21 protein-coding genes are annotated in these 25,918 nt (G+C 64.2%); 3 read left to right on the forward strand and 18 right to left on the reverse strand.

Going from position 1 to position 25,918, the window contains the following annotated elements:
• The first annotated feature begins 8 nt into the window (after nucleotides 1-8).
• Nucleotides 9-614 (forward strand): hypothetical protein, encoded by a 606-nt coding sequence (locus GBB14_RS07460; protein WP_151529682.1) that lies wholly within the window; start codon nucleotides 9-11, stop codon nucleotides 612-614.
• A 12-nt stretch (nucleotides 615-626) separates the two neighbouring features.
• Here the strand turns inward: GBB14_RS07460 and GBB14_RS07465 are convergent, their stop codons facing one another.
• From GBB14_RS07465 to GBB14_RS07495, 7 genes are all read right to left on the reverse strand, one after another.
• Complete coding sequence (locus GBB14_RS07465; RefSeq protein ID WP_151529683.1) at nucleotides 627-1,811, reverse strand: N-acetylmuramoyl-L-alanine amidase; 1,185 nt, start codon at nucleotides 1,809-1,811, stop codon at nucleotides 627-629.
• Nucleotides 1,812-1,971: 160 nt separating this feature from the next.
• On the reverse strand, nucleotides 1,972-2,295 hold the full coding sequence (gene trxA, locus GBB14_RS07470) for a thioredoxin (protein WP_151529684.1): 324 nt from the start codon (nucleotides 2,293-2,295) through the stop codon (nucleotides 1,972-1,974).
• Nucleotides 2,296-2,330: 35 nt separating this feature from the next.
• Nucleotides 2,331-3,272 (reverse strand): thioredoxin-disulfide reductase, encoded by a 942-nt coding sequence (trxB, locus tag GBB14_RS07475; RefSeq protein WP_151529685.1) that lies wholly within the window; start codon nucleotides 3,270-3,272, stop codon nucleotides 2,331-2,333.
• 238 nt (nucleotides 3,273-3,510) lie between these two features.
• Nucleotides 3,511-4,146 carry a sigma-70 family RNA polymerase sigma factor gene (locus GBB14_RS07480; protein ID WP_225976637.1) on the reverse strand — a complete coding sequence of 212 codons (636 nt, stop codon included), beginning with the start codon at nucleotides 4,144-4,146 and terminating at the stop codon, nucleotides 3,511-3,513.
• Nucleotides 4,147-4,356: 210 nt separating this feature from the next.
• A complete protein-coding gene (gene murJ / locus GBB14_RS07485; RefSeq protein ID WP_151529686.1) occupies nucleotides 4,357-7,866 on the reverse strand; it encodes a murein biosynthesis integral membrane protein MurJ in 3,510 nt (1,169 codons plus the stop codon).
• A gap of 21 nt (nucleotides 7,867-7,887) precedes the next feature.
• A complete protein-coding gene (locus GBB14_RS07490) occupies nucleotides 7,888-10,623 on the reverse strand; it encodes a hypothetical protein (RefSeq protein ID WP_151529687.1) in 2,736 nt (911 codons plus the stop codon).
• Complete coding sequence (locus tag GBB14_RS07495; RefSeq protein ID WP_151529688.1) at nucleotides 10,620-11,666, reverse strand: NUDIX hydrolase; 1,047 nt, start codon at nucleotides 11,664-11,666, stop codon at nucleotides 10,620-10,622. The genes GBB14_RS07490 and GBB14_RS07495 overlap by 4 nt, the downstream gene beginning before the upstream one ends.
• 122 nt (nucleotides 11,667-11,788) lie before the next feature.
• Here GBB14_RS07495 and GBB14_RS07500 point away from each other — a divergent pair, with 122 nt between their 5' ends.
• Together GBB14_RS07500 and GBB14_RS07505 are read left to right on the forward strand one after the other, a co-directional pair.
• Nucleotides 11,789-13,207, forward strand: coding sequence for a CCA tRNA nucleotidyltransferase (locus GBB14_RS07500; protein ID WP_151529689.1), 1,419 nt, complete (start codon nucleotides 11,789-11,791; stop codon nucleotides 13,205-13,207).
• Nucleotides 13,208-13,220: 13 nt separating this feature from the next.
• Nucleotides 13,221-13,826 (forward strand): YqgE/AlgH family protein, encoded by a 606-nt coding sequence (locus GBB14_RS07505; RefSeq protein ID WP_151529690.1) that lies wholly within the window; start codon nucleotides 13,221-13,223, stop codon nucleotides 13,824-13,826.
• 74 nt (nucleotides 13,827-13,900) lie between these two features.
• On the opposite strand, the gene GBB14_RS07510 is transcribed toward GBB14_RS07505, so the two are convergent.
• The 11 genes from GBB14_RS07510 to GBB14_RS07560 all read right to left on the reverse strand — a co-directional run bounded on the left by GBB14_RS07510 (nucleotide 13,901) and on the right by GBB14_RS07560 (nucleotide 25,572).
• Nucleotides 13,901-14,278: a hypothetical protein gene (locus GBB14_RS07510; protein ID WP_151529691.1), complete on the reverse strand. Its 378-nt coding sequence runs from the start codon at nucleotides 14,276-14,278 to the stop codon at nucleotides 13,901-13,903.
• Nucleotides 14,279-14,318: 40 nt separating this feature from the next.
• Complete coding sequence (locus tag GBB14_RS07515) at nucleotides 14,319-15,329, reverse strand: bile acid:sodium symporter family protein (protein ID WP_151529692.1); 1,011 nt, start codon at nucleotides 15,327-15,329, stop codon at nucleotides 14,319-14,321.
• A gap of 342 nt (nucleotides 15,330-15,671) precedes the next feature.
• The gene (trpA, locus tag GBB14_RS07520; RefSeq protein WP_151529693.1) at nucleotides 15,672-16,517 is read right to left on the reverse strand and encodes a tryptophan synthase subunit alpha; all 846 of its coding nucleotides are present in this window, start codon (nucleotides 16,515-16,517) and stop codon (nucleotides 15,672-15,674) included.
• Nucleotides 16,518-16,519: 2 nt separating this feature from the next.
• Complete coding sequence (trpB, locus tag GBB14_RS07525; protein ID WP_151529694.1) at nucleotides 16,520-17,773, reverse strand: tryptophan synthase subunit beta; 1,254 nt, start codon at nucleotides 17,771-17,773, stop codon at nucleotides 16,520-16,522.
• Nucleotides 17,770-19,272: a bifunctional indole-3-glycerol-phosphate synthase TrpC/phosphoribosylanthranilate isomerase TrpF gene (gene trpCF / locus GBB14_RS07530; protein ID WP_151529695.1), complete on the reverse strand. Its 1,503-nt coding sequence runs from the start codon at nucleotides 19,270-19,272 to the stop codon at nucleotides 17,770-17,772. Before trpCF ends, trpB begins: the two co-directional genes overlap by 4 nt.
• Complete coding sequence (trpD, locus tag GBB14_RS07535; RefSeq protein ID WP_151529740.1) at nucleotides 19,259-20,287, reverse strand: anthranilate phosphoribosyltransferase; 1,029 nt, start codon at nucleotides 20,285-20,287, stop codon at nucleotides 19,259-19,261. The genes trpCF and trpD overlap by 14 nt, the downstream gene beginning before the upstream one ends.
• 63 nt (nucleotides 20,288-20,350) lie before the next feature.
• A complete protein-coding gene (locus tag GBB14_RS07540) occupies nucleotides 20,351-20,986 on the reverse strand; it encodes a gamma-glutamyl-gamma-aminobutyrate hydrolase family protein (RefSeq protein WP_151529696.1) in 636 nt (211 codons plus the stop codon).
• A complete protein-coding gene (locus GBB14_RS07545; RefSeq protein WP_151529697.1) occupies nucleotides 20,983-22,617 on the reverse strand; it encodes an anthranilate synthase component 1 in 1,635 nt (544 codons plus the stop codon). The genes GBB14_RS07540 and GBB14_RS07545 overlap by 4 nt, the downstream gene beginning before the upstream one ends.
• A gap of 277 nt (nucleotides 22,618-22,894) precedes the next feature.
• The gene (locus GBB14_RS07550) at nucleotides 22,895-24,742 is read right to left on the reverse strand and encodes a cation-translocating P-type ATPase (RefSeq protein WP_151529698.1); all 1,848 of its coding nucleotides are present in this window, start codon (nucleotides 24,740-24,742) and stop codon (nucleotides 22,895-22,897) included.
• Nucleotides 24,735-25,070, reverse strand: a complete 336-nt coding sequence (locus GBB14_RS07555) for a helix-turn-helix transcriptional regulator (protein WP_151529699.1) — start codon at nucleotides 25,068-25,070, stop codon at nucleotides 24,735-24,737. The genes GBB14_RS07550 and GBB14_RS07555 overlap by 8 nt, the downstream gene beginning before the upstream one ends.
• A 43-nt stretch (nucleotides 25,071-25,113) precedes the next feature.
• Nucleotides 25,114-25,572, reverse strand: a complete 459-nt coding sequence (locus GBB14_RS07560; protein ID WP_151529700.1) for an SdpI family protein — start codon at nucleotides 25,570-25,572, stop codon at nucleotides 25,114-25,116.
• Between the last annotated feature and the right edge of the window lie 346 nt (nucleotides 25,573-25,918).

Genomic DNA, 25,918 nt, shown 5'->3' on the forward strand with positions numbered 1-25,918 from the left:
GGATCACAATGGGCACCGATCACATCAAGCTGCTGCGGCTCGATCCGCGCGGCCTGAAGCATGTGCATCCGCAGGCGCGCCGCAGCATCTTCTGGGAAGTTGCGGCCACCGATGAGGCCCTCATCCGCGATAGCGCCCTAGAAAAAGAGGCGTGGATCGTTCATGCCGCCACCACCCTCGGGGTGTGCGGCTTCAACCTCATCACCCCCACAGAGACTCTCGGCACCATCCTCTTCTGCCCGCCCGCGCTCGCCGGCGGCGTCTCCCGCCTCCCCAGCGGCCCGGTCCCCCGCCGCGCCATGCTGCTCAGCTCCTTATTTCGTACCCCACATCTGGGCACTGCGCCGGTGCTTATCGACGCCGCCCTCATGCACCTCAGCCGCCGCGGCATAGAGACAGTGCAGGCCTTCGGCTGGCGCGCCAGCGGCCGGGAGGAACTGGACTGGGTGCCCGAGCGTATCGGTTTGATGAGCGAAGAAGAGCTGTGGGCCGCGGGCTTTGAGGTGGTGCGCGAGCACCCCGTGGTGCCCCGGCTAGAAATAACATTGCCGCCAGACACCTCAGTGCTGGCGGCGGCGGCCATGGACAACCTCAGCGCGGAGTTGCGCTGCTAGGAGGGTATCGGCTTAGCAGTTTTCCTGCTCGAGCAGTTCCGCGAAATTGTAGGTGCCGGTGGGCTGATCATCGGCATCCATGAGGTAGAGGCGCTTAACGGCCACCACGATGGCCTCGGCGATATCATCGCGCACCATCGGGTCGGTCAGCTTCGCCACGTCCGCATCGTTGGTGAGATAGCCGGTGACGACCTCCACGGTGGGCATCTGGGTCAGGCGCAGCAGCTCCCAGGTGCGGCCATGATTGCCGCAGTTGATCATCTGGGTGCGGGCAACGATCTCTCGCTGAATGAAGCCGGAGAGCTTCTCTCCTGTCAGTGAGGAGGAGCCGAGGGCAGAGCCGAAGTAGAACGTGGCCACGCCGGAGGCTTTGTCATTCTTGTAGCGGTCGGCCTGGAGGCAGATCATGAGATCCGCACCAAAGGCATTGGCCACATCGGCACGGGACTCCGCGGAGGAGTTATCCCCGCGCGGGCGGGACAGAATGGTCTCCATACCGGCGGCGATCATGCGGCCTTCGAGGCGGGTGGCGATATCCCAGAGGATTTCTTCCTCTGTGATGGCGCCATAGGTGCCCACGACCGTCATGCCTTGGTCCTTGCCGCCGAGGCCCGGGTCGATCACGACCCGCTTGCCGGCGAGACGTGGCCCTGCGCGGCGAATCTGCTCATCCTCGCGGATCGCCTGCGGGCAGCCACCCGTGATGCGTAGTCCCAATCGGCTGAGGGCCTTGATGGTCTTGGGCCCGCAGATGCCATCGGTCTCCAGACCGTAGTTGAGCTGGTAGTTTTTCACCGCATCAAAGGAGTTGGGTCCATAGCGGCCGTCGATGCGGTCGGTGTAGAAGCCGAGTTCCTGCAGCTGGGTTTGCAGCTGCACCACGTCATCTCCCACCAAGGTGTTATTCGGCTGGTACTGCAGCACGCGGGCACCCAAGGTATAGGAGGCCTCGCGGAGGGCACGGAGCGTGATTTCGCCGATATGGCCATCGGCGATGATGCCGCGGGATTGCTGGAAGCCGCGAACGACCTCAGCAAGTGCGGTATCGAATAGCGTGTCGGTTGCTGCATAGCTATCGAAGTCATCGGAAGATCCGTCCGCGGATTCGTCGACGGAAAGCAGTCCGAGACGAGCAAGGCTCTTCCGTACTTCCGCTACGCGCGGGCTACGGTCACCAACCCGCAACACGTCCACCACCGAGGTCCCTTCTACATAGATTGCAGCCGCGCTGCGCGGCCTTTTTCGTGCGCAGCACGACGACTGATATCTCAGCGTGTCACTATTCTAGGCGCGGGCAGCCCGCTAAACGAAAGTTGCTGAGAAAGGCACTTTCACGCTGTCGTTTTAACCTTACCAGTTACGCAAGTGACGCAAGTTTTTCTACGTATTCGCGCTTCGGCCGCACGCCCACGTATTCCGCGACCTTCTCTCCGCCTTGGAAGATTAAGACGGTGGGAATGGACATGATCTGAAACATCGCGCCCAAGCTGCGCTCTGCATCCACATCAACCTTGGCCACTACCGCAGTATTGCCGACCTCCTCGGCAACTTGCTCGATCACCGGCGCGAGCTTCTTGCATGGGCCGCACCATTCGGCCCAGAAATCCACCAAGACCGGCTTCTCGGACTCGATCACGGTGGACTTAAACGTATCGCTAGTGAGATTGATGATCTCAGACATGGGGGTCTCCTTGGAGAGTGAATGAAGGGCGGGGTTTAGTGCAGCGTGTCTTCCAGCTCGCCCAGATAGTGCTGGGCGTCGATGGCGGCGCGGCAGCCGGTGCCGGCGGCGGTGATGGCCTGCTGATAGTGATTATCCACGAGGTCGCCGACGGCGAAGACCCCGGGCACGCTGGTGCGGGTGGAGGGCTCCTGAACGCGCACGTGTTTGGTGTCGGTGAGCTCCACCTGCTCGGCGGCAATATCCGAGCGCGGATCGGCGCCAATAGCCACGAACATCGCGGCCACCGGCAGTTCGGAGGTCTCCCCGGTGACGGTATCGCGCAGCAGCAGCGAGGACACCTTGGACTCGCCGCGCACCTCCTCGACCACCTTGTTCACCATGAACTCGATCTTCTCGTTGTTCTTGGCGCGCTCCAGCATGATCTTGGAGGCGCGGAACTCCTCGCGGCGGTGGATGATGGTGACCTTGGAGGCGAAGGTGGTGAGGAAGGTGGCCTCCTCCATGGCGGAGTCGCCGCCGCCGATCACGGCGATCTCGGCGTCCTTGAAGAAGAACCCATCGCAGGTGGCGCAGGCGGAGACCCCGCGCCCCAGCAGCTCCTTCTCTCCGGGCGCGCCTACATAGCGCGGAGCGGAACCCATCGCCAAAATCACGCTGCGGGCCCGGAACTCCTCTTCGCCGACGCGCACGATCTTCACCTCGCCGCTGAGATCTGCCGAGTCCACCATCTCCATGCGCAGATCGGCGCCGAAGCGCTCTGCCTGGGAGCGCATCTGCTCCATCAGCTCAGGCCCCATGATGCCCTCGGCGAAGCCGGGGAAATTCTCTACCTCGGTGGTGGTCATCAACGAACCGCCGTACTCATAGCCCTCAAAGACCAGTGGTTTGAGCTCGGCGCGGGCGGCGTAGATGGCGGCGGTATAGCCTGCCGGGCCGGAACCGATGATGATGACGTCGTGGATCGTGTCGCTCACTGTGAGATGCGTCCTTTACTGTGTGATTCTGCGGCTAAAGTCTGCGGCAGCGGTGGCCGCCGATCGAGCGGCCCTAGCTGCGCGTCAGTGTCTACCTCTGCCACCCTACCCAACCGGAGGGAAAGGCTTCAGTACGCGGGGCGCCCCGCCCGTACCTTGGTATAACACCGCGCCGGTGTTGAGTATTCCCGCGCGCCGGTGTGGCGGCGAGGTGGCGTAGATACGCGCCCCGCGGCGGCTAGTTCGCCCCTGCGAGCAGATCTGCGATCTCTGCCGGGTCGCTGTAAAGCTGCTGCAGCTTGGTGCGGGCCCGTGCCCGCCGCGACTTCACCGTGCCCACGGCTACGCCCTGGTACTCGGCCACCCACTCCACGGTGTAGCCGGCGATATCGATGAGATAGAGCGCCTCCCGCTGTTCTGGGGAGAGCGTCCGCATGATCGCCTGCAGCGCCAGCCGCGAGAGCTCGCTGATGAAGGGATCGTGGCTGTGCCGGTAGGCAATGGCACGGGAATGGGTGTCATCGTCCATCACCGCCAACTCGTGGCGCTGGTGTGGGCGCCGGTGGGTGAAGTCATAGCCGGTATTCGACACCAGCTTGTGCAGCCAGGTGGACAGGGTGGCCTCGGCGCGAAAGGTGTGCATTCGCTGCGAGGCCTTGAGTAAGGCTTCTTGGACGATATCCCAGGCGTCGTGCTCGGTGCGGCTATAGCGGCGGGCGGTGAGAAAGAGCGTGGTGTGGTGCTGTCGCACGATGTGGCGAAAAGCCTTCTCATCCCCGGCTAGATGCTGGCTCACCAGCTCTACGTCGGCGCGGCCGGTCTCCCCCCGTGTTAGTTGTGTGGACTGAATATCGGTTGGCATCGGTGTGTTCATGATCTTCTCCCCCAGATGAACGATGAACAGTAGAAGCGGTTAGATTCTTAGCGCGCGGTGCTGCGCGCAGATGTAGTGTGCGAAAAATAGATAGCTAAGCAAAAGGTCCGGTGCACACCGTGATGTGCACCGGACCTATATAGGGGGATTGAGCTGAGCTAGAGGGTCATATCTTGGGCTAAGGGTAGCCTCTACCGGGGCGTGACGACGCTACTCTGCATTTTTCTCCTTCACGGTATCCACGATCCCCTTGACGCGGATTTCCTGGATATCTGCGGGCTTCGGAGACTCCGCGCTGCCCGAGGGCATCGGTAGACGCTCGATCCACACCACCATGCCGCGATAATAGGTGGGATCCTCGCCCGTTTTTAGCTTCGGCAGCGTCACTACGGTGGAGCCTGTGCGCAGCACCGCGCGGCCGAGTTCGGTGAGCTGATCGCGGGAGTCCACCTCATCAGAATCCACGGTGAATCCCAGGATGCTCACAGTGGTGCCACCCGTATCGGCGAGGAACTCCACCTCCGCTGGGGAGGCCGGCTGGATGAAGTCGATCTTCAGGCCCACCCCATTTTTGATCTCCTCGCGCTCGCCAAACTGGGCGCGATAATCATCGGTGTGCCAGCTGGTGGATACATCGCCGTCGATCACCAGCTCCGCCAGCTGCGGATTATCCGGCCACTCGGCGGGGCGGGTCGCGGGATCACCCGGCTCCCATTCCTCGGCGCGGGTGAGCTTCACCTTGGTGGCTTTGAGCACCTTCTCCGGCGCGCCAGAAATGGAATCCGAGTTCACTGGGCTATCGGCGCGGTTGCCGCCGACAATGCCGAGCAGATAGACGCTGGAGGCCGCCACCAGCATCACTAGGCCCACCGTGGCGATAGAGACCAGGGTGAGGCCGGCGCGGGTATATCCCTTGGAGCCGAAGCCCGGCGAGGAGGTGGGATCGGGCGCTGCATCCGCGGCCACCTCGAGGTAGTGCTCGGGATGATCCGAGCCCATACCGAACTCGTAGAGATCAGCGGCCATCACCCGCGGGTTCACCGTGTCGGAATCATAGAGCTGAGAGGTGAGATACTTCAGATCCTGGCCGGCGCCTTCATCCTCCACGAGCTGCTCCACGGCCTTGGCAATATAGCGCAGATCTTGGCCATAATCGTTGCTCTCCAACACCGCTGGGAAGGCGAGCACGGCTCGGCCATCGGTGTTCACACGGATGCGATCAAAGTGGTCGAAGCCAAGCGAGATGCCGGTCTCCTCGGCCGTGGCGGCGGCGTCGAGAAGCGAACTCATGGCATAGGCCACCGCGCGCGGATTGGCGCCGGTGAAACGCTGGCGCTGAGAGCCGGAATGAGCGCCGATGGTGAGCGAGTTCAAGGCGGTGCCCTCCACCCAGTCCGCCACCACGAGGCAGCCCGCGCGATAGGGCAGCACGTGGATATTATCGGCGATCGCCGGATGGTTGAGCTCCGCGAGGGCACGGGTGGTGCGGGTGACCTCAGCGGCGCGCTGGGCGGCCGTGGCGGGGCTGACAGGAGCCGCGGGGATCTGCATGCCCTGGGTGTCCACGAACACGAGCGCCACTTGCTGGCCGGTGCGTTGATCGCGGGCGTGCCAGAAGCGAGCGCCTGGGACGCGACCATAATCCTGCAAGAGGCGGTAGCGGCCATTGGCCACAGCGGCACCTGGGACCAGGCGCGGGATGCGCACCTCGCCGGCCGACATCGGCGGCGGCACCGGGGAGGCAGTAAAGGGCTCCACGGTGACCAGCTGGGTGGACAGCTCGGCGGTGGTGGCGGCGGGCAGCCCCTCGTTCGCCGAGTCCTCCTCGTTCGCCTGCGGGGCGCGGAGCATGCGGTTGAGCACCGGCACCCGGCTGAGCTGGCGGGCAAAGGCACTGACCTCGGGCAGTCCCGAGCGGGAGAGCGCGATCGCGGTGACGATGAGGAATACGGTGCCGGTGATCGCGGTGCGCAGCATGATCACCACCGAGGAGGCCGAGCCGAAGAAAGTCAGCTGCAGCAGCCAGTCCACGATCAGGCCCACGCCGGCGCCCACCAGTGAAGCACCAATCACCCACAGGGTGGAGGTCATGATTTCCTTGCCACGCAGCGATCCCAGTTTGCGGCGTAGGAGGAACACACCGATTACCGCGCCGCTGACAAAACCAAAACCATTGGCGGCGCCGAGCAGGATCACGACGCGTGAGGAGGAGGTAGCCACAAAGGGGGCGGCCGCCGAGAGCAGGATCTTCACCGTGGTGATACCGGCGATGATGAAGGTGGGTGTCCACGCTTCCTCGCGGGCATAGAACACGCGCAGGTGCAGCAGCACCAAGGCGTAGGGAATGAGGGTAAAGGCTGAGAAGCTCAGGGTCCAGCCCAAGATATCGGCCTCGGAGGGGGTGAATTGGCCATAAGCGAAGAGCGCATTGGCGATGTTGGTGCCAAAGGCCATGAAGAACACGATCACCGGGATCAAGGCGGCGAAGGTGAGCTTGGAGGCCCACGTGAGATCCCGCACCACGGCCTGATCATCGCCCTCGGCGGCGTTGCGCGACAGCCGCGGCATGATGGCGGTCAAGAGGGTGACACCGATGACGCCATAGGGCACCTGCAGCAGCAGCCAAGCTTGCTGATAAATCAGCGGGGCGCGGGCATCGGCATTGGAGGCGATACGGGTGGTCACGATGTAGCCCAGCTGCGAAATGGCCACATAGATAACGATGGCGATGGCCATCCCAGCGAACTCTTTGAGCCGATCATCGATGCCCCAGAGCGGGCGCAGATCGATGCCTTTTTTCCGCAGCGGCGGTACCAGCAGTAGCGCCTGCACCACCACGCCCATGGTGGTGCCCAGACCCAGCAGCAGCACGTGCGGGTCCGTCACCGAGGCCTGTTCGGCGGGATCCAGCGCCCCCGGCACCATCCAGTAGAGGGCGAAGGTGGCCAAGCACACCACGTTGTTCCACACCGGCGCCCACGCCCCTGGGCGGAACACGCCCTTGGTGTTGAGCACCGCCATGAACAGCGAGAAGATGCCGTAGAAGAGAATCTGCGGCAGCACCAAATAGGCGAAGGAGGTGGCCTGAATGATATTGACCTTGCCCTCATCGTCAATGGTGAGTCGCGTCAGCAAGGGCGCGGTGAGCACCGCGAGCGTGGTGACGACGATGAGCAGCGTCAGCGCCAGGGTGAACAGCCGCCGAATGAAGGCCGCTCCCCTATCCGGATCTTCCTTCTCGGCGCGCACCAGCACCGGCACCACCAAGGAGGTGAGCACGGCCCCGAGCACAATCTCGGTAACGAGATTGGGCAGCGTATTGGCCACGGTGAAAGCCGAGCCCACCGCCGAGCCGAGGGTGGCGCCGATGGCGAGGTTGCGGAGAAAGCCGGTGATACGGCTAATCAGGGTGGCAATGGCCATGGAGCCACCGGCGCGCACCACATCAGAGTCGCTGGTGGTTCCCTGCTCCTCCTCCGTGGTGGCCACCGGGGAGGAGGTTCCAGCCGCGGTGACGGGCTCCTGCTGCGCCTCATAGAGCGCCTGGGCCGGTTCGGCGGCCAGCTGCGAGTGATCGCTGTGCTGGCTCTCCAGCCGCTGCTTCCGCTTTTCCTGAACGCTAGGTCTGGATTCGGGGAGCGGCGCGGGCGGCGCCGGCGGCACGATGCGGCCGCGTAAGCCGGGCCGCTGGTCCGCTGCTGGTGTGTGCTTGTCTGTCACTTCTCAACCACGTTTCGTCTTCTAGCTGTCCCTCGATCGGCGCGAGGAGCGGCTCCCATCCCCCGGTGTTCTCGGCGGCGGGGTTCGTCTCGGTCTGCGTTGTCTGCTGCGGGATGGCCCAGGCGGGTCATCCCCGGGGCTCGGCCCTGGGTGGTGGTGAGCATGACGACGTGGCATATGCTGGGCGCGTCGCGACGCCTCCTGGTGGCCCCGCCTATCCGCGTCCCTGCGGTGGTGGCGCTGCTGGTTGTCGGTGCTGGCGGCCTCAGCGCGGGCCATGGCCCGCGCCGCTGCGGTGCGCGGCTGGCGCGCCGATCGGGCGCGGCGACGCTTATTCGTGCGCAGCGCTATCAGCCCCACGAGCATCACCAAGAGCACCCCAGCGAGCCAGCGGTTGGTGGTGGTGCCGCGGGTCTGCACCGAGATATCCACGGGATTACTGATTAAGGTGTCAGTGGGGGTGAGCAAGAAGAGTTCGAGATCCGTGCGCTGATCATCGTCGGGGATCATGGCCGTCAGCTCCGTGGTGATGGAGCCCTTGGCGGGAATGCGCAGCTGCGTGGGCAGCTCCAATTTCACATTGTCTGGAGCGGAATAGCCGATATGGGAATCCACCGGCAGCGGCAGGCCATTGCGGGCCACGATCAACAGCGGCGAGGAGCTACTGGTGCGGGTGTAGACGTTGCCCGGCGGTAGCAGGGCCACGGCATCGCGGAGTTCCATGAGCATCGCCCGGTTGCCCGTGATGCCGCGATTGGCGCGCTCGGTGGCGGCGGTATGGCGGCGCAGAGTATCGCGTTCGGTGCGGCTCAAGGCGCGCAGAATCCCTTGGCGCAGCGGCGCAGAAAAACCATAGGGGGTGAGCGCGATATTGGGATCGCGCACCATGAGGCGAGTGACCTCGTCGGTATAGCGCAGCTGCTGGCTGGTGGTGATGATCTCGCGGTCGCTCATTGCCGCAGGATCCACCACCTCCCGTGTCCCGGCCGGGGCGGCGGCGGTAGCCAGATAGTCCGTGATAGCCATGGGCGTACTGATCCGCGCATTGAGCACAAACTGGGCGCTATCCAAGAGGCTATTGGCATCATTGCTACTCAACTGCGCCGGCGGGAGCACCAGCAGCGGCTCGCCCGCCTGATAGGCGTTCATCGCGGCGAGCTCGAGGGCGGCCGCGGCGCTCTGGCGGCGGGCTGGGGTGGAGTCCAGGGTGTAATCGAAGCGGTAGCGCGGATCCGAATAGGCCGTGGTCACCGGCGCATTGCCCATACGCGCCACGAGCGTGGCCAGGCCAGAGTTATAGCCCACCGGATGGATCCGCTCCCCCGCGGGCGCCGCGGTGGAATCTGCGAGCAGCACCTCCGCACGCCCCAGAGTGGGATCGGGGATCTGCTCTTCCTGCGGAGCCTCATCCTGGGTGAGCACATCCGGGGCTTCGTCATAGACATTCTGCTGGCTGCCCTGCCGCCGCTGCCGCACCCACGCCTCGTCGGGAGTGAGCCCCGAGGAGGCGGTGTGGATCACGCTTTCGGCGCGATCCGTCATATAGCCGGCAGTGGGAATCACCACCGAGCTAGTCACAGGCCGGTCCAGAATCTCCTCCACCGTCAGCCGGCCGCGGGTGACGGCCTCGCGAGCCAGCCACTGATTACCGGTGGACGCCACCGCATTGAGGTCGGCATTCGCCCAGGGCAGCGCCACCACGCAGTGATTCTCGGCGGCGCGGTGGAGCTTCGCGATCCACTCCCCCGCCACCACGGGGCTCGAACCCGCTGCAGACAGGCTCTCCTCGGAGGGGGTATCCCAACGGTCCCGCAGCCGCGCCGCCGGCGCGACCGGGGAGGGCCTGTTAACGGAGACGCGATACCCATTGCTCATGCGATCCACCGCGGCGAGCAGCTGCGGGTCCACCGCCAGACAGGTGGCATCCTGCAGCGCCGCATTGTTCGAGGTGCGCTCGATATAGGTGTCCAAAAGCTGATCGAGGCGCCCACCCGAGACGATCGTGGAGGCCAGCTCATCATCACGCAGATACAGGGTCGGCTGGGTAGGAGCCTCCCCAGTTTCGCCCGGGGTGATATCCGTGGAGGCGGTAATCGGCAGCAGCATGGTCAGGCCACTCGGCGGGGCCGACTCCTCTGCATCAGGAGGAGACTGTTCCTGCGGGGCGGCGTCGATAAGCGCCGAGGCAGGGCTGAGCGGATCGGTGGGCACAAGAAAACGTTCCGTGGTGGAACTCGCCCCCGCTGGCCCCGTAGCCCCCACCCAGATCAGGAAGGGATAGACGCCGGGGCGGATCCGATCCGCGCTGGCGCCCGGGGTGACGGTGAGCGTGAGCTCGCGCTTCTCGCCGGCGTCGATGCGCACATCCTCCTCCCCAGTGAGGGAATAAGGATAGGCCTCGAGCCCCACCGTCATCATGGTGGCGGCGTGCTCGGGGTCAGTCGTGGCGTCCCCTCGATAGAGCGTGAGCGAGACGTCCGAAATCGGGGTATCCGCGGTATTAGTGATGCCCACCCGCACCCGAAAAGGGCGCGTAGGATCCCAATGCGACTGCTCCAGCGGGGAGATCTCCACCCGCAGCGGCGAGGCCTTATCCTCCGCGCGAATATAGGGATTGACCCATTGTTGCGCTACCTGGGGATCGCTCGGGTCGAGCACCACCGGAAAAGCCGCAGCTTGCGGGGCAAGGGCGGGCGGCGTCGTGGCGGCCACCGCTGCTACCACCACAGACGCGGCTAGACGACGCGTACGACTCACCGTGGTGTTGTCCTTCCCTCGGCGTGCACGCGCACCGCGCATTCCCGCATCAGAGAATGGGCCGTGCGCGCCAACTTGCGCTCATCGGCATAGGCCAAGCGTTCGATCAGAGAATTCGCTGGTACCCACGATACCTCGGTGACCTCGGGGTCATCATCGTTTAAATCCCCATCCACATAGGCCAAAAGATGATGGTGCACCGTCTTATGAATGCGCGTGCCATCGGAGACAAACCAATAATCAATCACCCCTAGCTCGCCCACGACCTCGCCCTTGATGCCGGTTTCCTCCCACACCTCGCGTTCCGCAGTGGCGGTATGGGCCTCGCCATTTTCCACATGGCCCTTCGGCATCGACCACAACAGACGGCCGCGGCGATCCACGCGGCCAATCAACGCCACATAGATACGGGACAGATCCACTGCGCCGTTCTCATCCACGGCCTCCGCCAGACCGGAGGCCACCAAGCCGCCCGCCGAGGTTTCAATAGAGGTGGGCATGGAGTGCTGTCCGCCCCGGCCCTTATCGCCGCGACGCGGGCGGTGCGCATTCTGCGAGCGCTGGTTTTTGCCCCGCTTCTGCTTCTTCTGGCCCTGCGCGCCACCGCGTTGCGCGCCGCCACCGCGCCCCCCGCGCTTGGCGGACGTGCCGCGCCGTCGCCGCGAGGAGCCCTCGCCGGACTGGGTGGATGCCTCGCCCTCGTTCTCCGAGGTGTGGGGGCGGGAGCTGCGATGGGCATTCTGCCGTCCCCCACGGCCGCCGCGGCGGCGCCGACGTCGCCGACTGCCCTCCGAGCCGGAGCGCGCAGAATTCGAACGCGAGGAACCGGAAGCCTCGGAGTTAGCCTCGCTACCTGCATCGGCAGGGGGCGGGGTGTGCGCTGGGGTGTGGGTGCGGCGTCGCGACCGACGGGTGGAGGCACCACGAGACCGGCCCCTCGTCGTGCTGGGGCTCGTGTTTCCGCTGGAACCGGAGCCTGCAGTGCTGCTAGACTCGCTTGTTCGCTGCGCCGAATTTTCGGCGTTGCTGCTCGTGGTACTCATTCCCTTGATCGTATCGTGACCAGCCGCCGGTTGGTACTTCGACATCACGAGTAGACTCATTACACATATACGGTGACGCCAGGAGGGGGTCGCCGCAGTGTGCAAGGAATCGGAGGAGATTCATGTCCGATGCACTGCCGGGATTTAACCGGCTGCGCGAAATTGGCCACAGATTCGCAGATCTTGCAGCGCTTTTCGACGCTCACCAGCACCCGCTCTACCTCGTAGGCGGCAGTGTTCGTGACGCTTTTCTCGACCGCGGTGGCATGGACTATGACTTCACCACCTCGGCGCGCCCGGAGCTGATCATGCAGATACTGCAGTCCTATGCCCCGGCGGTATGGGACACCGGTATCGAATTCGGCACCGTGTCTGCTGAGAAAGACGACGCGCAGATCGAGATCACTACCTTCCGTAGTGATACCTACGATGGCAGCTCCCGCAACCCGGAGGTGCGCTTCGGCGATAGCCTCGAGGGCGATCTGGTGCGCCGCGACTTTAAGGTCAATGCCATGGCCGTGCGCATCACCCCCGAGGGGGACGTGGAGCTGCACGACCCCATGGAGGGGTTGAGCGACCTCCAGGCGGGGCTGCTCGATACCCCAGCCACCCCGGAGCAGTCCTTCCACGATGATCCGCTGCGTATGCTGCGTGCCGCCCGTTTCGTCTCCCAGCTGGAGTGCACCGTGGCGTCGCGAGTACAGCGGGCGATGGCGGAGATGAGCGGCGAAATTACGCGGATCACCGCCGAGCGGGTACAGATGGAGATGAGCAAACTCATGCTTGGCCGCGCCCCGTGGGCCGGTATCGACGTGATGGTCGAGAGCGGACTGGCCGATCATGTGCTCCCCGAGGTTCCCGCGCTGCGGCTTACCCAGGACGAGCACAAACAGCACAAGGACGTCTACGTCCACTCGAAGCGGGTACTGCGCAATGCCACAGAGCACGAGGGCGAGGACGGCCCCGACCTGGTGCTGCGCTGGGCGGCGCTCATGCACGATATCGGCAAGCCCACGACTCGTGAGTTCCACGAGGGCGGCGCCGTGAGCTTCCACCAGCACGAGGTCGTGGGAGCAAAGATGGTGCGCCAGCGCCTGCGCGCCCTGAAGTACCCCAAGCAGGTGGTCAAGGACGTATCGCAGCTGGTGTTTTTGCACATGCGCTTCTATGGCTACAGCGATGCGCCCTGGTCCGACTCCGGAGTGCGCCGCTATGCCAATGATGCCGGGGAGCTGCTGCCGCAGCTGAATAAGCTGGTGCGCTCGGATTGCACCACCCGCAATAAGCGCAAGTCCCAGCGGCTCAAGCGGGCCTATGATGAGCTGGAACAGCGCATCGCTGATCTGGCCGAGAAGGAAAACCTGGCGGCCGTCCGCCCGGATCTCAACGGCAATGACATCATGGAGATTCTCGAGCTCCCGCCCGGACCCGAGGTGGGCCGCGCGTGGTCATACTTGAAGGAGCTCCGATTGGATCAGGGCCCCATGGAGCGCGACGACGCCATCGCGGCACTACGCTCGTGGTGGCAGGAACAGAACTAAAGGACACACCGCCATGGAACAGTATTTCGGAGATAATCTCTTCAGCGCTATGGAACGCAATCCCATCGAGGTGGGCGCCGTGCTGGTGCAAGATCACGAATCTGAGTTCGGGCCGCACAAGCGCGATGCTCTGCTCGTGATCGAACACTCCGAACAACGCACCATGGCGCTGAGCTTGACAATGCCCTCCGAGATGGCGGTGGCTAATGTGCTGCCGGATTGGTCCGATCTGCTCTGCACTCCCCCAGTGTTTTATGTCGGCGGCGCAACTAGCCCAGAAGGGGCCCTGGCCGTGGCCGTGCTCCGGCCTGGCGTGAAGGCCGAGAAGGGCGATTTCTGGGATGTGCTCAGCAATCGCATCGTGGTGCTCAATCTGCAGCATCCGCCGGAGGCCTTTGAACCCTATGTGGAAAGCGTGCGCTTTGTCGCCGGGCACAAGGTGTGGGAACCCGGTGAACTCGAGAAGGAGGTCCAGCTCGGTCATTGGTTTGTCGCTCCTGCACTCCCCTCCGATATCACCGCGGGACGCATGGTGGATGTCTGGGGCGATATCCTCAAGCGCCAGGACTTCCCGATGTCGGTATTTAGCACCTTCACCTCGGAGTACGAAGAGAATTAAAAAAGGCCCGGATGTTTCACGTGAAACATCCGGGTTTTTCTTGTCCCGGGGTGGCTGCTCCGCGGCTACGGGGATCAGCGCTGCGACCAGTACTCCTCGAACTCTGCGGCAGTGAGCGGGCTGGCGATGATGTCTTCGAAGTTCCCATAGAGATTCGGGTGCGGTACCACCGGGTTCGGCGGAGCGTCCATGCCTTCAAGGGCGAAGCTGCCTTCGGCGGTGAGGACGGCGGAGCCGGTGATCTCGTGGGTGCGATGCGAGCTATCCGCCGGGCCCTTGAACTCGAGGACGCGCAGCATGCGGCACTGCTGGGCGTCGATCTCCTCCAGTTCCGCGACATGGGTGATCGCATGGGCCTCGATGGCCATGCTGATGCGCACGTAAAGCGTCTGCTCGTCGCTGCCGCTCGGCTGCGGGCTGTGGGGGCTCTGCGAGCTCTGCGGATGGGACATGGGTAGAAACCTCCTCGATACGGGTGTGCGGACGGGGTTCTTAGCTGCTCTCGCTGCTCGCGGCGGTCTCGCCGCTCTTGCCGCTGGCGGCCTCCTGCGAGCGGGCATAGCGGGCGGCCAGCCAGGAGCACATCATGAGCTGCACCTGATGGAAGATCATGAGCGGAACGATGAGCAAGCTTACTTCCACGGGGCCAAAGATCACAGCACCCATGGGTAGGCCCGTGGCAAGCGACTTCTTGGTGCCGCAGAACTGAATGGCCTTTTGGTCCTGGGAGTCAAAACCGAGGCGCGCAGCGACCCAGCGAGTGAGCCACAGCATGAAGGCCACCAGCACGATGGAGAAGCCGATGAGGAAGACGATCTCCCCTACGTTCACGGTGTCCCAGATGCCGGAGACCATGCCCGCGGAGAAGGCCGAGTACACCACCATGGTGATGGAGCCGCGGTCGACGATCTTGGTGCCTGTTGCGGCGGCCCAGCGGCCGGTCCAGCGCCGCGTGAGCTGTCCCGCCACGAAGGGTAGGAGGAGCTGCACGGCGATCTTGATGAATACCTCTGGCCCCACGGTGATACCTGTCCCCTGGGCCATGATGAGCATGACCAAAAGCGGGGTGAGGACCACGCCCAGCAGATTGGAGAGCGAGGCGCTGACGATTGCGCCAGCGACGTTGCCGCGGGCAATAGAGGTAAAGGCCACTGAGGACTGCACCGTGGAGGGTGTGAGCGTGAGATAGACGATGCCCAGGTAGAGCCCGGTCGACAGTATCGTCTTGAGCGGGGTGAGGGCGATTCCGATGAGCGGAAAGACCACGAAGGTAAAGGCGAGGATCGTCAGGTGCAGCCGCCAGTGCTTCAACCCAGCGAGGGCCTCTCGCGGTGATAGTCGCGCACCATAGAGGTAGAAGAGCAGGGCGATGGCGAGCTGAGTGGCCACGGAAAAGGCGTCGGCAAACCAGCCGCGGGCGGGTAGGACGATCGCCACAATGACTGCGCACAGAATGAGTACGATCAAAGGGTCTGGTGGTCGCAGAGTGAATCTCGAGCGCATGCCCCTCAGCTTAGTGCTGCCACCTCAGTCGTGGGGGCCGCTGCGCGGGGCGCTGGGCGAGAAGATGTAGTGGGGAGCGCCAAGAAAATAAAATCCCTGTACACATCGGCTTGGTGTGGCCAGCTTTTGGGAGTGCCTACTATTGGTTGCCCTGATAGATGAAGGATTGGACCTTTGGAATTGCCCGCCCTTGAGGCTTTCCTGTGACATGTGCAGGGCCGCAGAGTTTTGTCACGTTATGAATAGTGGCCCCGTGCGTAGTATGCCCCAATTGTAGCCCCTCGGGGCCGAAAAGAGCTAGAGGGGAGCGCCGTAGCACTCCCCTCCCCTAGCGTGAACTGCTTAAAAATTCTTGGCGGTGGCCGCCTTCATGCGGGAGACAAACTTGCCGAGTTCCTTCTTCAGTGCCTCGAGATCCGTGATGCGGCGCGGCTGGGGGTGCTCGCCCTCGCAGTACTTCTCGATGATGGCAGCAATGGCGGAGCCGGTGATCGCCCCGGCGGCGCCGGCGGTAATGGCGTCCGAGACGTGCTCGGGTGTGGAGATGCCGAAACCCAAGAGCGAAGGAGCGCCGCCGAAGCGCTGAATATTCTTCACGATCTCCGGCAGGCCCCTAGTTTGAGATTCGGACTCGGCACCCGTCACGCCGAGGCGAGAGACGGTGTAGATATAGCCCTTGGACACGGCGGCGACGCGTTCGAGGGTCTCCTCATTCACATTCGGCGGTGCGATGAACACCGGATCCACCTGATGCTGCTCGGCGGCGGCGAGGAAGGGGGCGGATTCGCGCACCGGGATATCCGGAATAAGCACGGAATCGGCTCCCGCCTCGTGGATCTGGGAGTAGAAATTATCCAGACCAAGAGAAAACGCCACGTTGCCATAGCAGAGCAGGCCCATGGGGATCTCGGGGTAGCGGGCGCGGATGCGGCGGATGATATCGAGCGAGGCGGCGAAGTCCATGCCGGCGTCGAAAGCGCGGATATCGGCGGCCTGGATGGTGGGGCCATCGGCCACCGGATCGGAGAAGGGCACGCCCAGCTCGAGGGCATCGGCGCCATTCTCGATGAGGGTGGTGATCAGCTCCACGTTGGTATCGGGGTCAGGATCGCCAAGCATGATGAAGGGGACGAAGGCACCCTCGCGCCGTTCATCCAAGCTGGCGAAGAGATCGTCATAGCGGGACATGCTTAGTTCTCCTTCAGGGTGTATTCGGGGTGCTCGGCCAGGGTGCGGCGCACATAGTCAATATCCTTATCGCCGCGGCCGGAGAGGGATACCAGAATGGTGATCTCCTGGTTGTTCTCGGCGGCGAGGGCGGCGCGCTTCAGGGCATAGGCCAAGGCGTGGGAGGACTCCAGCGCCGGCAGAATACCCTCATAGCGGGTCAGCATCTGGAAGGCCTCGAGCGCCTCGGCGTCAGTGATGCCCACATAGGTGGCACGGCCGGAATGAGACAGGTGGGCGTGCTGAGGGCCGACGCCCGGATAGTCCAAGCCGGCAGAGATGGAATAGGACTCCTCCACCTGGCCCTCAGCGGTGCGCATGAGATAGGACTTCGCGCCGTGGAGAATACCGATGCGACCAGCGTTGATAGGAGCGCCACTCTTGCCAGAATCCAGACCGAAGCCGGCGGGCTCGGTGCCCACGAGCTCCACCGAGTCCTCCTCGATGAAGTCGGCGAAGATACCAATGGCATTGGACCCGCCGCCCACGCAGGCCGTCACCACATCCGGCAGACCGCCGATGCGTTCCTGCATCTGCTTCTTGGCCTCGGTGGAGATGACGCGGTGAAATTCGCGGACGATCGTTGGGAAGGGATGGGGGCCGGCGGCGGTGCCGAGCAGATAGTGGGTGTCCTCGAAGGATTCCGTCCAATCGCGGAGCGCCTCGTTCACGGCGTCCTTCAGGGTGCCGGAACCAGAGTTCACACTCACCACCTTGGCGCCCATCATTTCCATGCGGTAGACGTTCGGCTGCTGGCGCTCGACGTCCTTGGAGCCCATATAGATCACGCACTCGAGATCCAGTAGGGCGCAGGCGAGAGCAGTGGCGGTGCCGTGCTGGCCGGCGCCGGTCTCTGCGATCACGCGGTGCTTGCCCATGCGCTTGGCCAGCAGGGCCTGCCCGATCACCTGGTTGGTTTTATGAGCGCCGCCGTGCACCAAATCCTCACGCTTGAGGAAGATGCGCGCATGGCCCTTGCCCTGTCCCTCGAGGGGCAGGTTGCAGCATTCGGTAATCGGTGTCGGCCGGCCGAGATAATCGCGGAAATAGGTCGCTAACTCCTCCATGAACGCCGGATCCTCCATGGCGTCCACGAAGGCCCGCTCGAGCTGATCCAGGGCGGGAATAAGCAGTTCCGGGACATATTGCCCGCCGAACTCGCCGAAATACGCGGGAAGGATGGTCTCCCGCTCTGTGTTCTGGGTGGTCTCTGTCATCGTTGATCGTGTCCTTGGTCGGTGATATCGGGGTGTTCTGCGGCCTCGCCCTGAGGGGCGGGAGGGGCAAAGTGGAAGTCCTTGATGGCGGCGAAGGCGCTGCGGATAGCGGCACTATTCTTTCGATACTGCCACGTTTCCCCGGTCGCGGAGCCATACTCCACGCCGCTATTGAGATCGACGCCGACGCAGCCGGTGCGCAGCGCCTCGTGCATATTCTCTGGGGATACTCCGCCTGCGATGAGGGCGCGGTCTTTGACGCTATCGGGGATGGTGGCCCAGTCGAAGCTCTCGCCGGTGCCTCCTTCGCCATTGTCCAGCACGAGCTTATCCACCAGTCCCCCGCTGGCATGCGCCTCGGCCATCCGTGCCCCGTGCTCGGAGCTCATAGAGACAGCCCGCCACACCTGGACCTCGGGGCCGACTTCAGCGCGCACCGCGGAGATCAGCTGCTTCTCCCCCTCCCAGGTATCGGAGAGCGGCGCATGAATCTGTACGGCGTAGACGCCACTATCGGCATAGTCCCGATAGCCGGAGCGCTGGCGCGAGACCGCCACATAGCGCAACCCGGGCTCCGCTGCCATGATGGCTGCCGATGTTTCACGTGAAACATAGCGGGGCGAGTCGTGCTCGAAGATCAGCCCGCCGTAGACGGCGCCGGCCGCACAGGCCGCTTGGGCGGCCTCTGGGGAGGTCAGCCCGCAGACTTTGTTCTCGCCGTAGATGAGGGCGCGGGCGGCCGCGTCGATATCGGGCTGTGAGGTGAGTTGCGAGCCCACTAGGAAGCCATTGACCACCCCGCCCAGCTTCTCCACGGTGAGATGGTCCTTAATGCCCGATTCGGCGAGCAGCACCGCGTCTGTGGGGGCCAGAGGAGCCAATTCGGTCGAGCGGGAGAGGTCGATGCTGAGATCGTGGAGATTACGGTGGTTCACGCCAATAATGCGGGCACCTAAGGCGGTGGCGCGGGCCATCTCCTCCTCGTCGAGCACCTCAGTGAGCACATCGAGGCCGAGCCGTGCGGCCAGCGAGGAAAGTTGCCGGTACTCGGCGTCGTCAAGCACAGAGAGCATGAGCAGGATCGCGTCGGCCCCGAAATAACGGGCGGCCACTACCTGTACTTCATCGATAATGAAGTCCTTACACAGCACGGGGAGATGGGTGCTGGAGGCCACAGTGGCGAGATGGTCATAGTCGCCGCCGAAGCGATCGGGCTCGCAGAGCACGGAGATGGCCGCGGCATATCGCGAATAGATCCGCGCGATATCGGCGGGATGATAGGACTCGCGGATCAGGCCCAAGGAGGGCGAGGAGGATTTGCACTCGAGGATAAAGCGGTGCGAGCCCTGCAGCGCCGCGTAGAGCGAACGCTGCGAGGTGGGAAGAGACGCCGCCTCTACCCCACCAATGCGCGCGCGGATATCCGCGAGGTGGCCACGGCGGGCGCTGACGATTTCCTCCAAAATCGTGGGCAGCGAAGAGGACTTACTTGTCGTCATGGTCACTCCCTTCATAGGTGGCGAGCCAGTCCTGGACGGCGCCGCTAGAGATGACCTCCTTGGCGCGGGCGGTACCTGCGGCGATGCTCTCGGCCACGCCATGGAGATAAAACATGGCTCCGGCGTTCACTGCGACGGCATCCACATGGGCCGCCGGTGCAGTACTGGCGAAGACGGCCCGCAGCATCTCGGCGTTCTCTGCGGCGTCGCCGCCGGTAATCTCGGAGAGCTCGTGGGTGGCAATGCCCATCTCTTCCGGGTTGAGGCGATAGTGCGAGATCTCGCCGTCCTTGAGCTCCCAGAAATCCGTGGGCCCGTGGACCGCTAGCTCATCGGTGCCGCTGCCATGCATCACGAGGGCGCGCTCGCGGCCCAGCTCGCGCATCACGCGGGCGATGGTCTCGCCCAAGCGTGGCTGTGCGATACCCATGATCTGCAGCTCGGGGCGTGCTGGGGAGAGCAAGGGGCCGAGAATATTGAAGAGGGTGGGAATACCCAGCGCCTTACGCACGGGCTGCACGTGCGCGACGGCGGGATGATAGGCCGGTGCGAAGAGGAAAGTGAACTTCGACTCCTCATAGCAGCGCACGGCGCTATCGACGTCTCGCTGCACCGGAATGGAGAGCGCTTCCAGCACATCGGCGGAGCCGGACTTCGAGCTCACCGAGCGGTTGCCACACTTGACGACGCCGCAGCCGCCCGCTGCACAGACCAAGGAGGCGGCGGTGGAGATATTAATGGTGTTCTTGCCGTCACCACCGGTACCGGCGGTGTCCAGAAGGCCCGCGCCCGTGAGCGGGAAGGGGCGGGCGGCGGCGAGGAAGGCCTGGGCCGCGCCGGCAATATCCTCAAAGGTTTCGCCACGGGTGCGGATGGCCATCAAGAGGGCGGCCATATGGACGTCATCGTAGTCGCCCTCGGTGAGCGGCTCGAAGACCGCGCGGGCCTCCTCCACCGTGGGGTGAGGATTATCCAGATAGTTTTTCAGAAGATCGACTGCGGCCGGGTTAGCCATGAAGAGTGCCTTTCGTTTCACGTGAAACAATGCGGGGAGGATGGGCAGGGGTACTGCCCTCCATTATGGGAGCAAGATGTCGATGGCGCGGTGGATGATGTGCGGCCCAGAGGGACTGAGAATGGACTCGGGGTGGAATTGCAGCCCGATGGCGTCGGTACGATCCTCCGCGCCACGGATAATGCCCGCCATGATGACGTCACTGCTGTCCGAGGGGCAGGTGCCGAGGCTCTCGATGCGCTCGGGAACATCGACGCAGCCGAGCGAGTGATAACGCGCGACCGGCACGTGGTCGCCGGCGCCGGTGCTGCGGTCCGGATGCGGGTCCACGCTCAAGCCGGTGAAGAGCGCGGAGCGCGCCCCCGCCTCGCTGAGCACCATGTCGCTCATACGGCCGTGCACGGGCCCGCAGGGGGCCACCACTCCCCCACAGTGCTCGATGAGCGCTTGGAAGCCGAGGCAGATTCCGAGCATCGGCGTGGAGCCCAGTTCGGCGGCGATGAGCTGCATCATGGTGCCTGCCTCGGCTGGATAGCTGGGACCGGGCGAGAGTACGAGCAGATCCGGCTGGAGAGCCTGAACCTCGGCGACGGGGGTGGTATTGCGCACCACCGTGATGCGGTGCTCGGTGGCGGCAATGGCGTCCACCAGGTTGTAGACGAAAGAGTCGAAATTATCGATCACAACAATGTGGCTCATGCTCGTTCCACCTTCAATTCCTGCGCTGCGGCAGCCGCGATGGCGTCCAGCACCGCATAGGCTTTGTGTACGGTTTCATCGGCTTCGGATTGCGGCACCGAGTCGCGGACGACGCCGGCACCGGCCTGCACATGGGCGCGGCCGTGGCGGACGAAGGCGGAACGGATGACGATGCAATTATCCATATCGCCATTGCCCGCCAGATAGCCCACGGCGCCGCCATAGCTGCCGCGACGGATCCCCTCAGCCTTCCGCAAGAGCTCCACCGCCTTAATCTTTGGAGCGCCGGTGAGCGTGCCCATATTCATGCAGGCGCGGTAGGCGTCCAGCGGATCGAAGTCCTCGGCCAAGGTGGCGCTGACGATACTGACCAAGTGCATCACCCGGGAGTAGCGGTCGACCTGCATGAGGCGATCCACCGCGCGGGTGCCCGGTACCGCCACGCGGGCAAGATCATTGCGCGCGAGATCCACGAGCATCGCATGCTCGGCCGTTTCCTTGTCATCGGTGCGCAGCAGAAGCTCATTGCGGGTATCGAGCTCCCGATTCAGGCTGCCATCGGGATTGAGCCCGCGCGGCTGCGTGCCCGCGGCAGGATAGATCTGCAGCGTCCGGCTCTCGGCGGTGTACTTGAGGTTGGACTCCGGCGAGGCGCCGAAGAGCTCATAGGCGCTCTCCCCTGCCTCATCGCCCGCGCTCGCTGCCGCCGCGCCGTGGATATAGAACATATAGGGGCTGGGATTGGACACTCGGAGCTGACGATAGGCGGCGAAGGCATCGGGGCACTCCACGCTGAAGGTGCGGGCGGGCACCACCTGGTAGATATCGCCTTCATAGATATTGCCCTTGAGCGTGCGCACGACATCGCGGAATTGCTCATCGTTGAGGTTGATCTCCGCGTGCAATGTTTCACGTGAAACATCCCCCGCGTCCGCCGCATCGGCGGCGGGGTTGGAGGGCGCGGAGTGGGCGTCGATAAGCGCCGAAATGCGCTCGAGCTCCGCGGCGTCTGCCTCGCGGGAGGAGGCGAGGGTACTCACCCGTGCGAGCGAGGCTTCCTCGGAGCGGTGGTCGATATCCAGCAACGTCTCGGCGAGGATGAACTGATAGTCCGGGTAGGTATTGGGCCCCTCCTCCACCTCGGGAAGCTCCTCGAAGGTGGCGAGGTAGTCGAAGGCGAAGCCGCCCGCCAAGAAGGGCAAGAGGCCATCGTGGAAGCCGGACTCCTGCTGCAGCAGCCGCAGGGGCAGCACCGTGCTCGGAGCGAGGAGACGCTCCTTCTCGTCCATGGCCGTCGAGGGCGGGAAATGGAAGCGGAGACGATCCCCTGGGAGCCGGTACTCGGCCAGACGAGACGCCAGCCGCTCTGCCAGCGGCTCGCCAGAGGCGCTGAGGATATCCAACTGGACATCATGGCCGGTACAGGTCAGCCGCAGCGAGGCGCTGAGTATCGCGAGAGATTTCACGCCGCGCTTGGACTCAATATCGACCGATTCCAGCAGAACCGAATCTGCCGGGGCGTCCGTGCCGTCAAGACAGAGGGCGCGATATACCTCGGAGGCATCGCGGTGATAACGCACTGGGCGGCGCAGCACTGCGGGCTCATAGTGCGGCGGGGTGGTGAGTGTCATCGTGCTCTTTTCTTCTGAAGCCTAGGTTGATCGGTGGGGCCACCTCCCCCATTGCGTCGAGCCCGCGCCCTCTCAGGCAACAAAAAAGGCTCGCCGCGCCGGGGAGCGAGCGAGCCTAGTGAAAAGACGTTGAAATGCCGAATTCGTGGCTCGCCCTAGCTGGCGCGCCACCACCACGAGTGGGTGCTGGAAGTGAATTCGTGCAACAACATGGCAGCTATTTTAGCAGTAGTCTCTCTGCCGCTAGGAAGATGGGTGCTAGATGGGGGTAGAGCCGCTAGGAGCGTTCCGATCGCGGCAGGAGGCCGGCGCGTACACCATTGAGAATAATGAGTACCTCGGCCGCCTCGTGGATGGTCACTACCTCCGCCAGACCCAGAACGCCAGTGATTGCCAGTGGCGGCAACGCCACCACAATAGCCAGTGCCAAGGCCAGGTTCGCGATCATGATGCGGTGCGCGCGGGCGAGGTGCCGCAGCGCCGGGGGAAGCAACGTGAGACTATGGCCGACGAAGGTGATATCGGCGCTCCGGCGGGCAATATCGGTGCCCGTGGCCCCCATGGCGATGCCAATGCGGGCGGCCGCCAGAGCGGGTGCATCATTGATGCCATCGCCCACCATCATCCAGTGCCGGGAATCTACCGCGGCATGCTTATCGGAGGGACTGAGATCGCCCCGCACATCGGCGATACCCGCCGAATGGGCAATGGCCTCGGCCGCCTCCTGGCGGTCGCCACTGAGCATCACCGTGCGCAGCCCCTGGGCCTCGAGGGCGCGGACTGCCTCCGGCGCCTCCTCCCGCAGGGAATCGGCGAGCTCGATAATGCCGAGGGGCTCTCCCTCGCGGCGCACCTCCACCACGCTGGCGCCGCTGACCGTGGCGGCGACAGCGCGGGCGCGGCCCACGGAGATCTCCGTGCCTTCGACGATGCCGCGCAGGCCCTCGCCGGGGGTCTCGCGCACATCCGTGGCCGTAGCGGGGCTGATCCCCTGCTGCGCGGCCGCCTGCACGATGGCTCGGGCCAAGGGGTGCTCGCTGTGGTGCTCAATCGCCGCGGCGATGGCGAGTACCTGCTCGGAGTCCGCACCGGGGGCAGCGGCGATATGCACCACCTGGGGACGGCCCTGGGTGAGAGTTCCGGTCTTATCGAAGGCGACGGTGGTGATGCCGTGGAAACGTTCGACGGTGGCGGCATCCCGCACCGCGCAGCCCATGCGGCTCGCCCGGCCCAGCGCGGCCAGAATAGTGATAGGTACGCAGATCGCGAGGGCGCAGGGCGAGGCCGCCACGAGCACCGTCAAGGCGCGCGGGATCCAAAGCCCAGGGTCGCCGAAGATGCTGCCAATAACGCCCGTGGCGAGCGCCAGCAGCAGCACTCCCGGCACGAGCACGCCCGCGATTCGGTCAGCAAGCCGCCCCGCCGCGCCCTTGCGGTCCTGGGCGGTGGTGGTCAGCTCCACGATGCTGGAGAGCGTATTCTTCGCGCCGGGAGAGGTCGCCTCCACTTCGAGGGAGCCATCGAGGGCGATCGAGCCGGCAATGACCTCCTCCCCTACCCCAGCCATCACGGGCATGGGCTCGCCGGTAATGGCGGAGACATCCATGTGCGAGCGGCCGGTGTGGACCACACCATCGGTGGGCACGCGCTGCCCAGGTTTCACGTGAAACATTTCGCCCACACCGAGCTCGCGGACGGGCACACGCCCGCGTTCGAGGGTCTCCACAGTCTCGGGCAGGAGTTTATCTATCGATTCCAGATCATCCCGCGCTTTATCCAAGGAGCGATCCTCGATGGCCTCAACCAGGGAATAGAGGAAGGCGAGGGTGGCCGCTTCTCCGGGGAAGCCGAGGAGAATCGCGCCGATGGCGGAGATCGTCATCAACAGCGCGACGCCCAAGCGGGCCCGGCCACGGTTCTTAACGAAGGTTGTGAGCGCCCCGGGCACGAAGGTGGCTCCACCCAAGGCGATGCCGAGATAGTAGAACCAAGGGTGCACGAGGAAGCCCAGGATCATGGCGAGTCCCGAGCCTAGGGCTAATTGAATCTGGCGATCGCGGTACCACGGGCCCTCGGTGTTCTCCCGCACCTCGCCGGATTCGCAGGAGCAACATGCGCTACTCATGGCCAGCCTCCGTCTCTACGAGGCAGCTCTCGCTCTCCTGCACGGTGAGTACCACCTGCGAGAGTTCGAGGAGTGCATGCTGCAATTGCGGGCTGCTGATCTCATAACGCACCTTGCGGCCTTCGTGCTGGGCGCGAATGACCCCACAATCGCTGAGGCAGTTGAGGTGATTAGAGACATTGGATCGTCCCGTTCCCAGCCGCTCGGCGAGCTCTGCGGGATAGAGGACGCCATCCATCATGGCAAGAAGAAGCGCTCGCCGAGTATCGCTGGCGAGCGCTGTGCCGATGCGCTTGAGCGCGTCGTTATGTGTTTCTTGGAAGCTCATGCCCCCGATAGTACACCAATGAATGAACTATAGGTGCCGACCTTTATGTCTCGTTCTGATTCTGCGAGCGGCGCAGGGCCGAACGCAGCTTATCGACGTCCACCTCGGGCTGCGGAGCCTCAGGCCCCGAGCCGTCTCCCTGGGCGGCAGCGGCGTCGGAAATCTTGCGGTTGGCGTCGATAATGGCCACTGTTTTGGCGCCGAGGGCGGCGCCAATGCCCAGCAGTGCGACACTGGCCACGACGGCGGCGAGAACAAGCAGCCACATCCAGCCCTGGGCGGAAAAGGCCAGCAGGGCGCCAATGCCCATGGCGAGGCCCGCGACCAACCACACGGGGCCGGCTACCTTGTGGGCGGCGTTCCACATCTCCCGCGAGGTGCGGACCTCGGGTACGCGGATGCCGATGACGCCATTGCCGGGCAGGTGCTGTGTCCATGCCAGGGCGCCGAGGACGAGAAGGGCAAGGGTGAGAATAAGCAAAATGATGCCGAGGACAGCCATGAATGACACTCTAAGCCATGGGTGGCGGGCGCGCGAAAAGCTCGGCGGCAAGCATCCTCCGCCAGGGTGGAGCACCCCCTCCCCTCGCGGGCGGTTGTCAGCTATCTCTCAGCCGCAGATCGGGGAGCAAGGGTGGTAGGACGCCGCTGGTGCGGTAGATTGAGGCCTACGCACAGGCGTCACCGTTGTGTGAACTCGTGGTGTCTGGGCATCTGGACTATTCGCCGTGCTGCCGTGGCGTGCTGGCCTCGAGTGACGAATCACACCGCTCTGACCAGCGGGAATAGCTCAGATGCGGAGAAACCGCCACAACGGCTTTTGTCGGTGCGCAAGGATAGTGAAATAA

Source organism: Corynebacterium sp. 51B (assembly GCF_008930785.1).
Lineage (GTDB): Bacteria > Actinomycetota > Actinomycetes > Mycobacteriales > Mycobacteriaceae > Corynebacterium > Corynebacterium megadyptis.

What these genes read in the sequence shown, in the direction of transcription:
- GBB14_RS07460 (WP_151529682.1), top strand. Translation starts at nt 9, where the DNA reads ATGGGCACCGATCACATCAAGCTGCTGCGGCTCGATCCGCGCGGCCTG.
- trxA (WP_151529684.1), bottom strand. Translation starts at nt 2,295, where the DNA reads ATGTCTGAGATCATCAATCTCACTAGCGATACGTTTAAGTCCACCGTG.
- GBB14_RS07480 (WP_225976637.1), bottom strand. Translation starts at nt 4,146, where the DNA reads ATGAACACACCGATGCCAACCGATATTCAGTCCACACAACTAACACGG.
- GBB14_RS07495 (WP_151529688.1), bottom strand. Translation starts at nt 11,666, where the DNA reads ATGAGTACCACGAGCAGCAACGCCGAAAATTCGGCGCAGCGAACAAGC.
- GBB14_RS07500 (WP_151529689.1), top strand. Translation starts at nt 11,789, where the DNA reads ATGTCCGATGCACTGCCGGGATTTAACCGGCTGCGCGAAATTGGCCAC.
- GBB14_RS07505 (WP_151529690.1), top strand. Translation starts at nt 13,221, where the DNA reads ATGGAACAGTATTTCGGAGATAATCTCTTCAGCGCTATGGAACGCAAT.
- GBB14_RS07510 (WP_151529691.1), bottom strand. Translation starts at nt 14,278, where the DNA reads ATGTCCCATCCGCAGAGCTCGCAGAGCCCCCACAGCCCGCAGCCGAGC.
- GBB14_RS07515 (WP_151529692.1), bottom strand. Translation starts at nt 15,329, where the DNA reads ATGCGCTCGAGATTCACTCTGCGACCACCAGACCCTTTGATCGTACTC.
- trpA (WP_151529693.1), bottom strand. Translation starts at nt 16,517, where the DNA reads ATGTCCCGCTATGACGATCTCTTCGCCAGCTTGGATGAACGGCGCGAG.
- trpB (WP_151529694.1), bottom strand. Translation starts at nt 17,773, where the DNA reads ATGACAGAGACCACCCAGAACACAGAGCGGGAGACCATCCTTCCCGCG.
- trpCF (WP_151529695.1), bottom strand. Translation starts at nt 19,272, where the DNA reads ATGACGACAAGTAAGTCCTCTTCGCTGCCCACGATTTTGGAGGAAATC.
- trpD (WP_151529740.1), bottom strand. Translation starts at nt 20,287, where the DNA reads ATGGCTAACCCGGCCGCAGTCGATCTTCTGAAAAACTATCTGGATAAT.
- GBB14_RS07540 (WP_151529696.1), bottom strand. Translation starts at nt 20,986, where the DNA reads ATGAGCCACATTGTTGTGATCGATAATTTCGACTCTTTCGTCTACAAC.
- GBB14_RS07545 (WP_151529697.1), bottom strand. Translation starts at nt 22,617, where the DNA reads ATGACACTCACCACCCCGCCGCACTATGAGCCCGCAGTGCTGCGCCGC.
- GBB14_RS07550 (WP_151529698.1), bottom strand. Translation starts at nt 24,742, where the DNA reads ATGAGTAGCGCATGTTGCTCCTGCGAATCCGGCGAGGTGCGGGAGAAC.
- GBB14_RS07555 (WP_151529699.1), bottom strand. Translation starts at nt 25,070, where the DNA reads ATGAGCTTCCAAGAAACACATAACGACGCGCTCAAGCGCATCGGCACA.
- GBB14_RS07560 (WP_151529700.1), bottom strand. Translation starts at nt 25,572, where the DNA reads ATGGCTGTCCTCGGCATCATTTTGCTTATTCTCACCCTTGCCCTTCTC.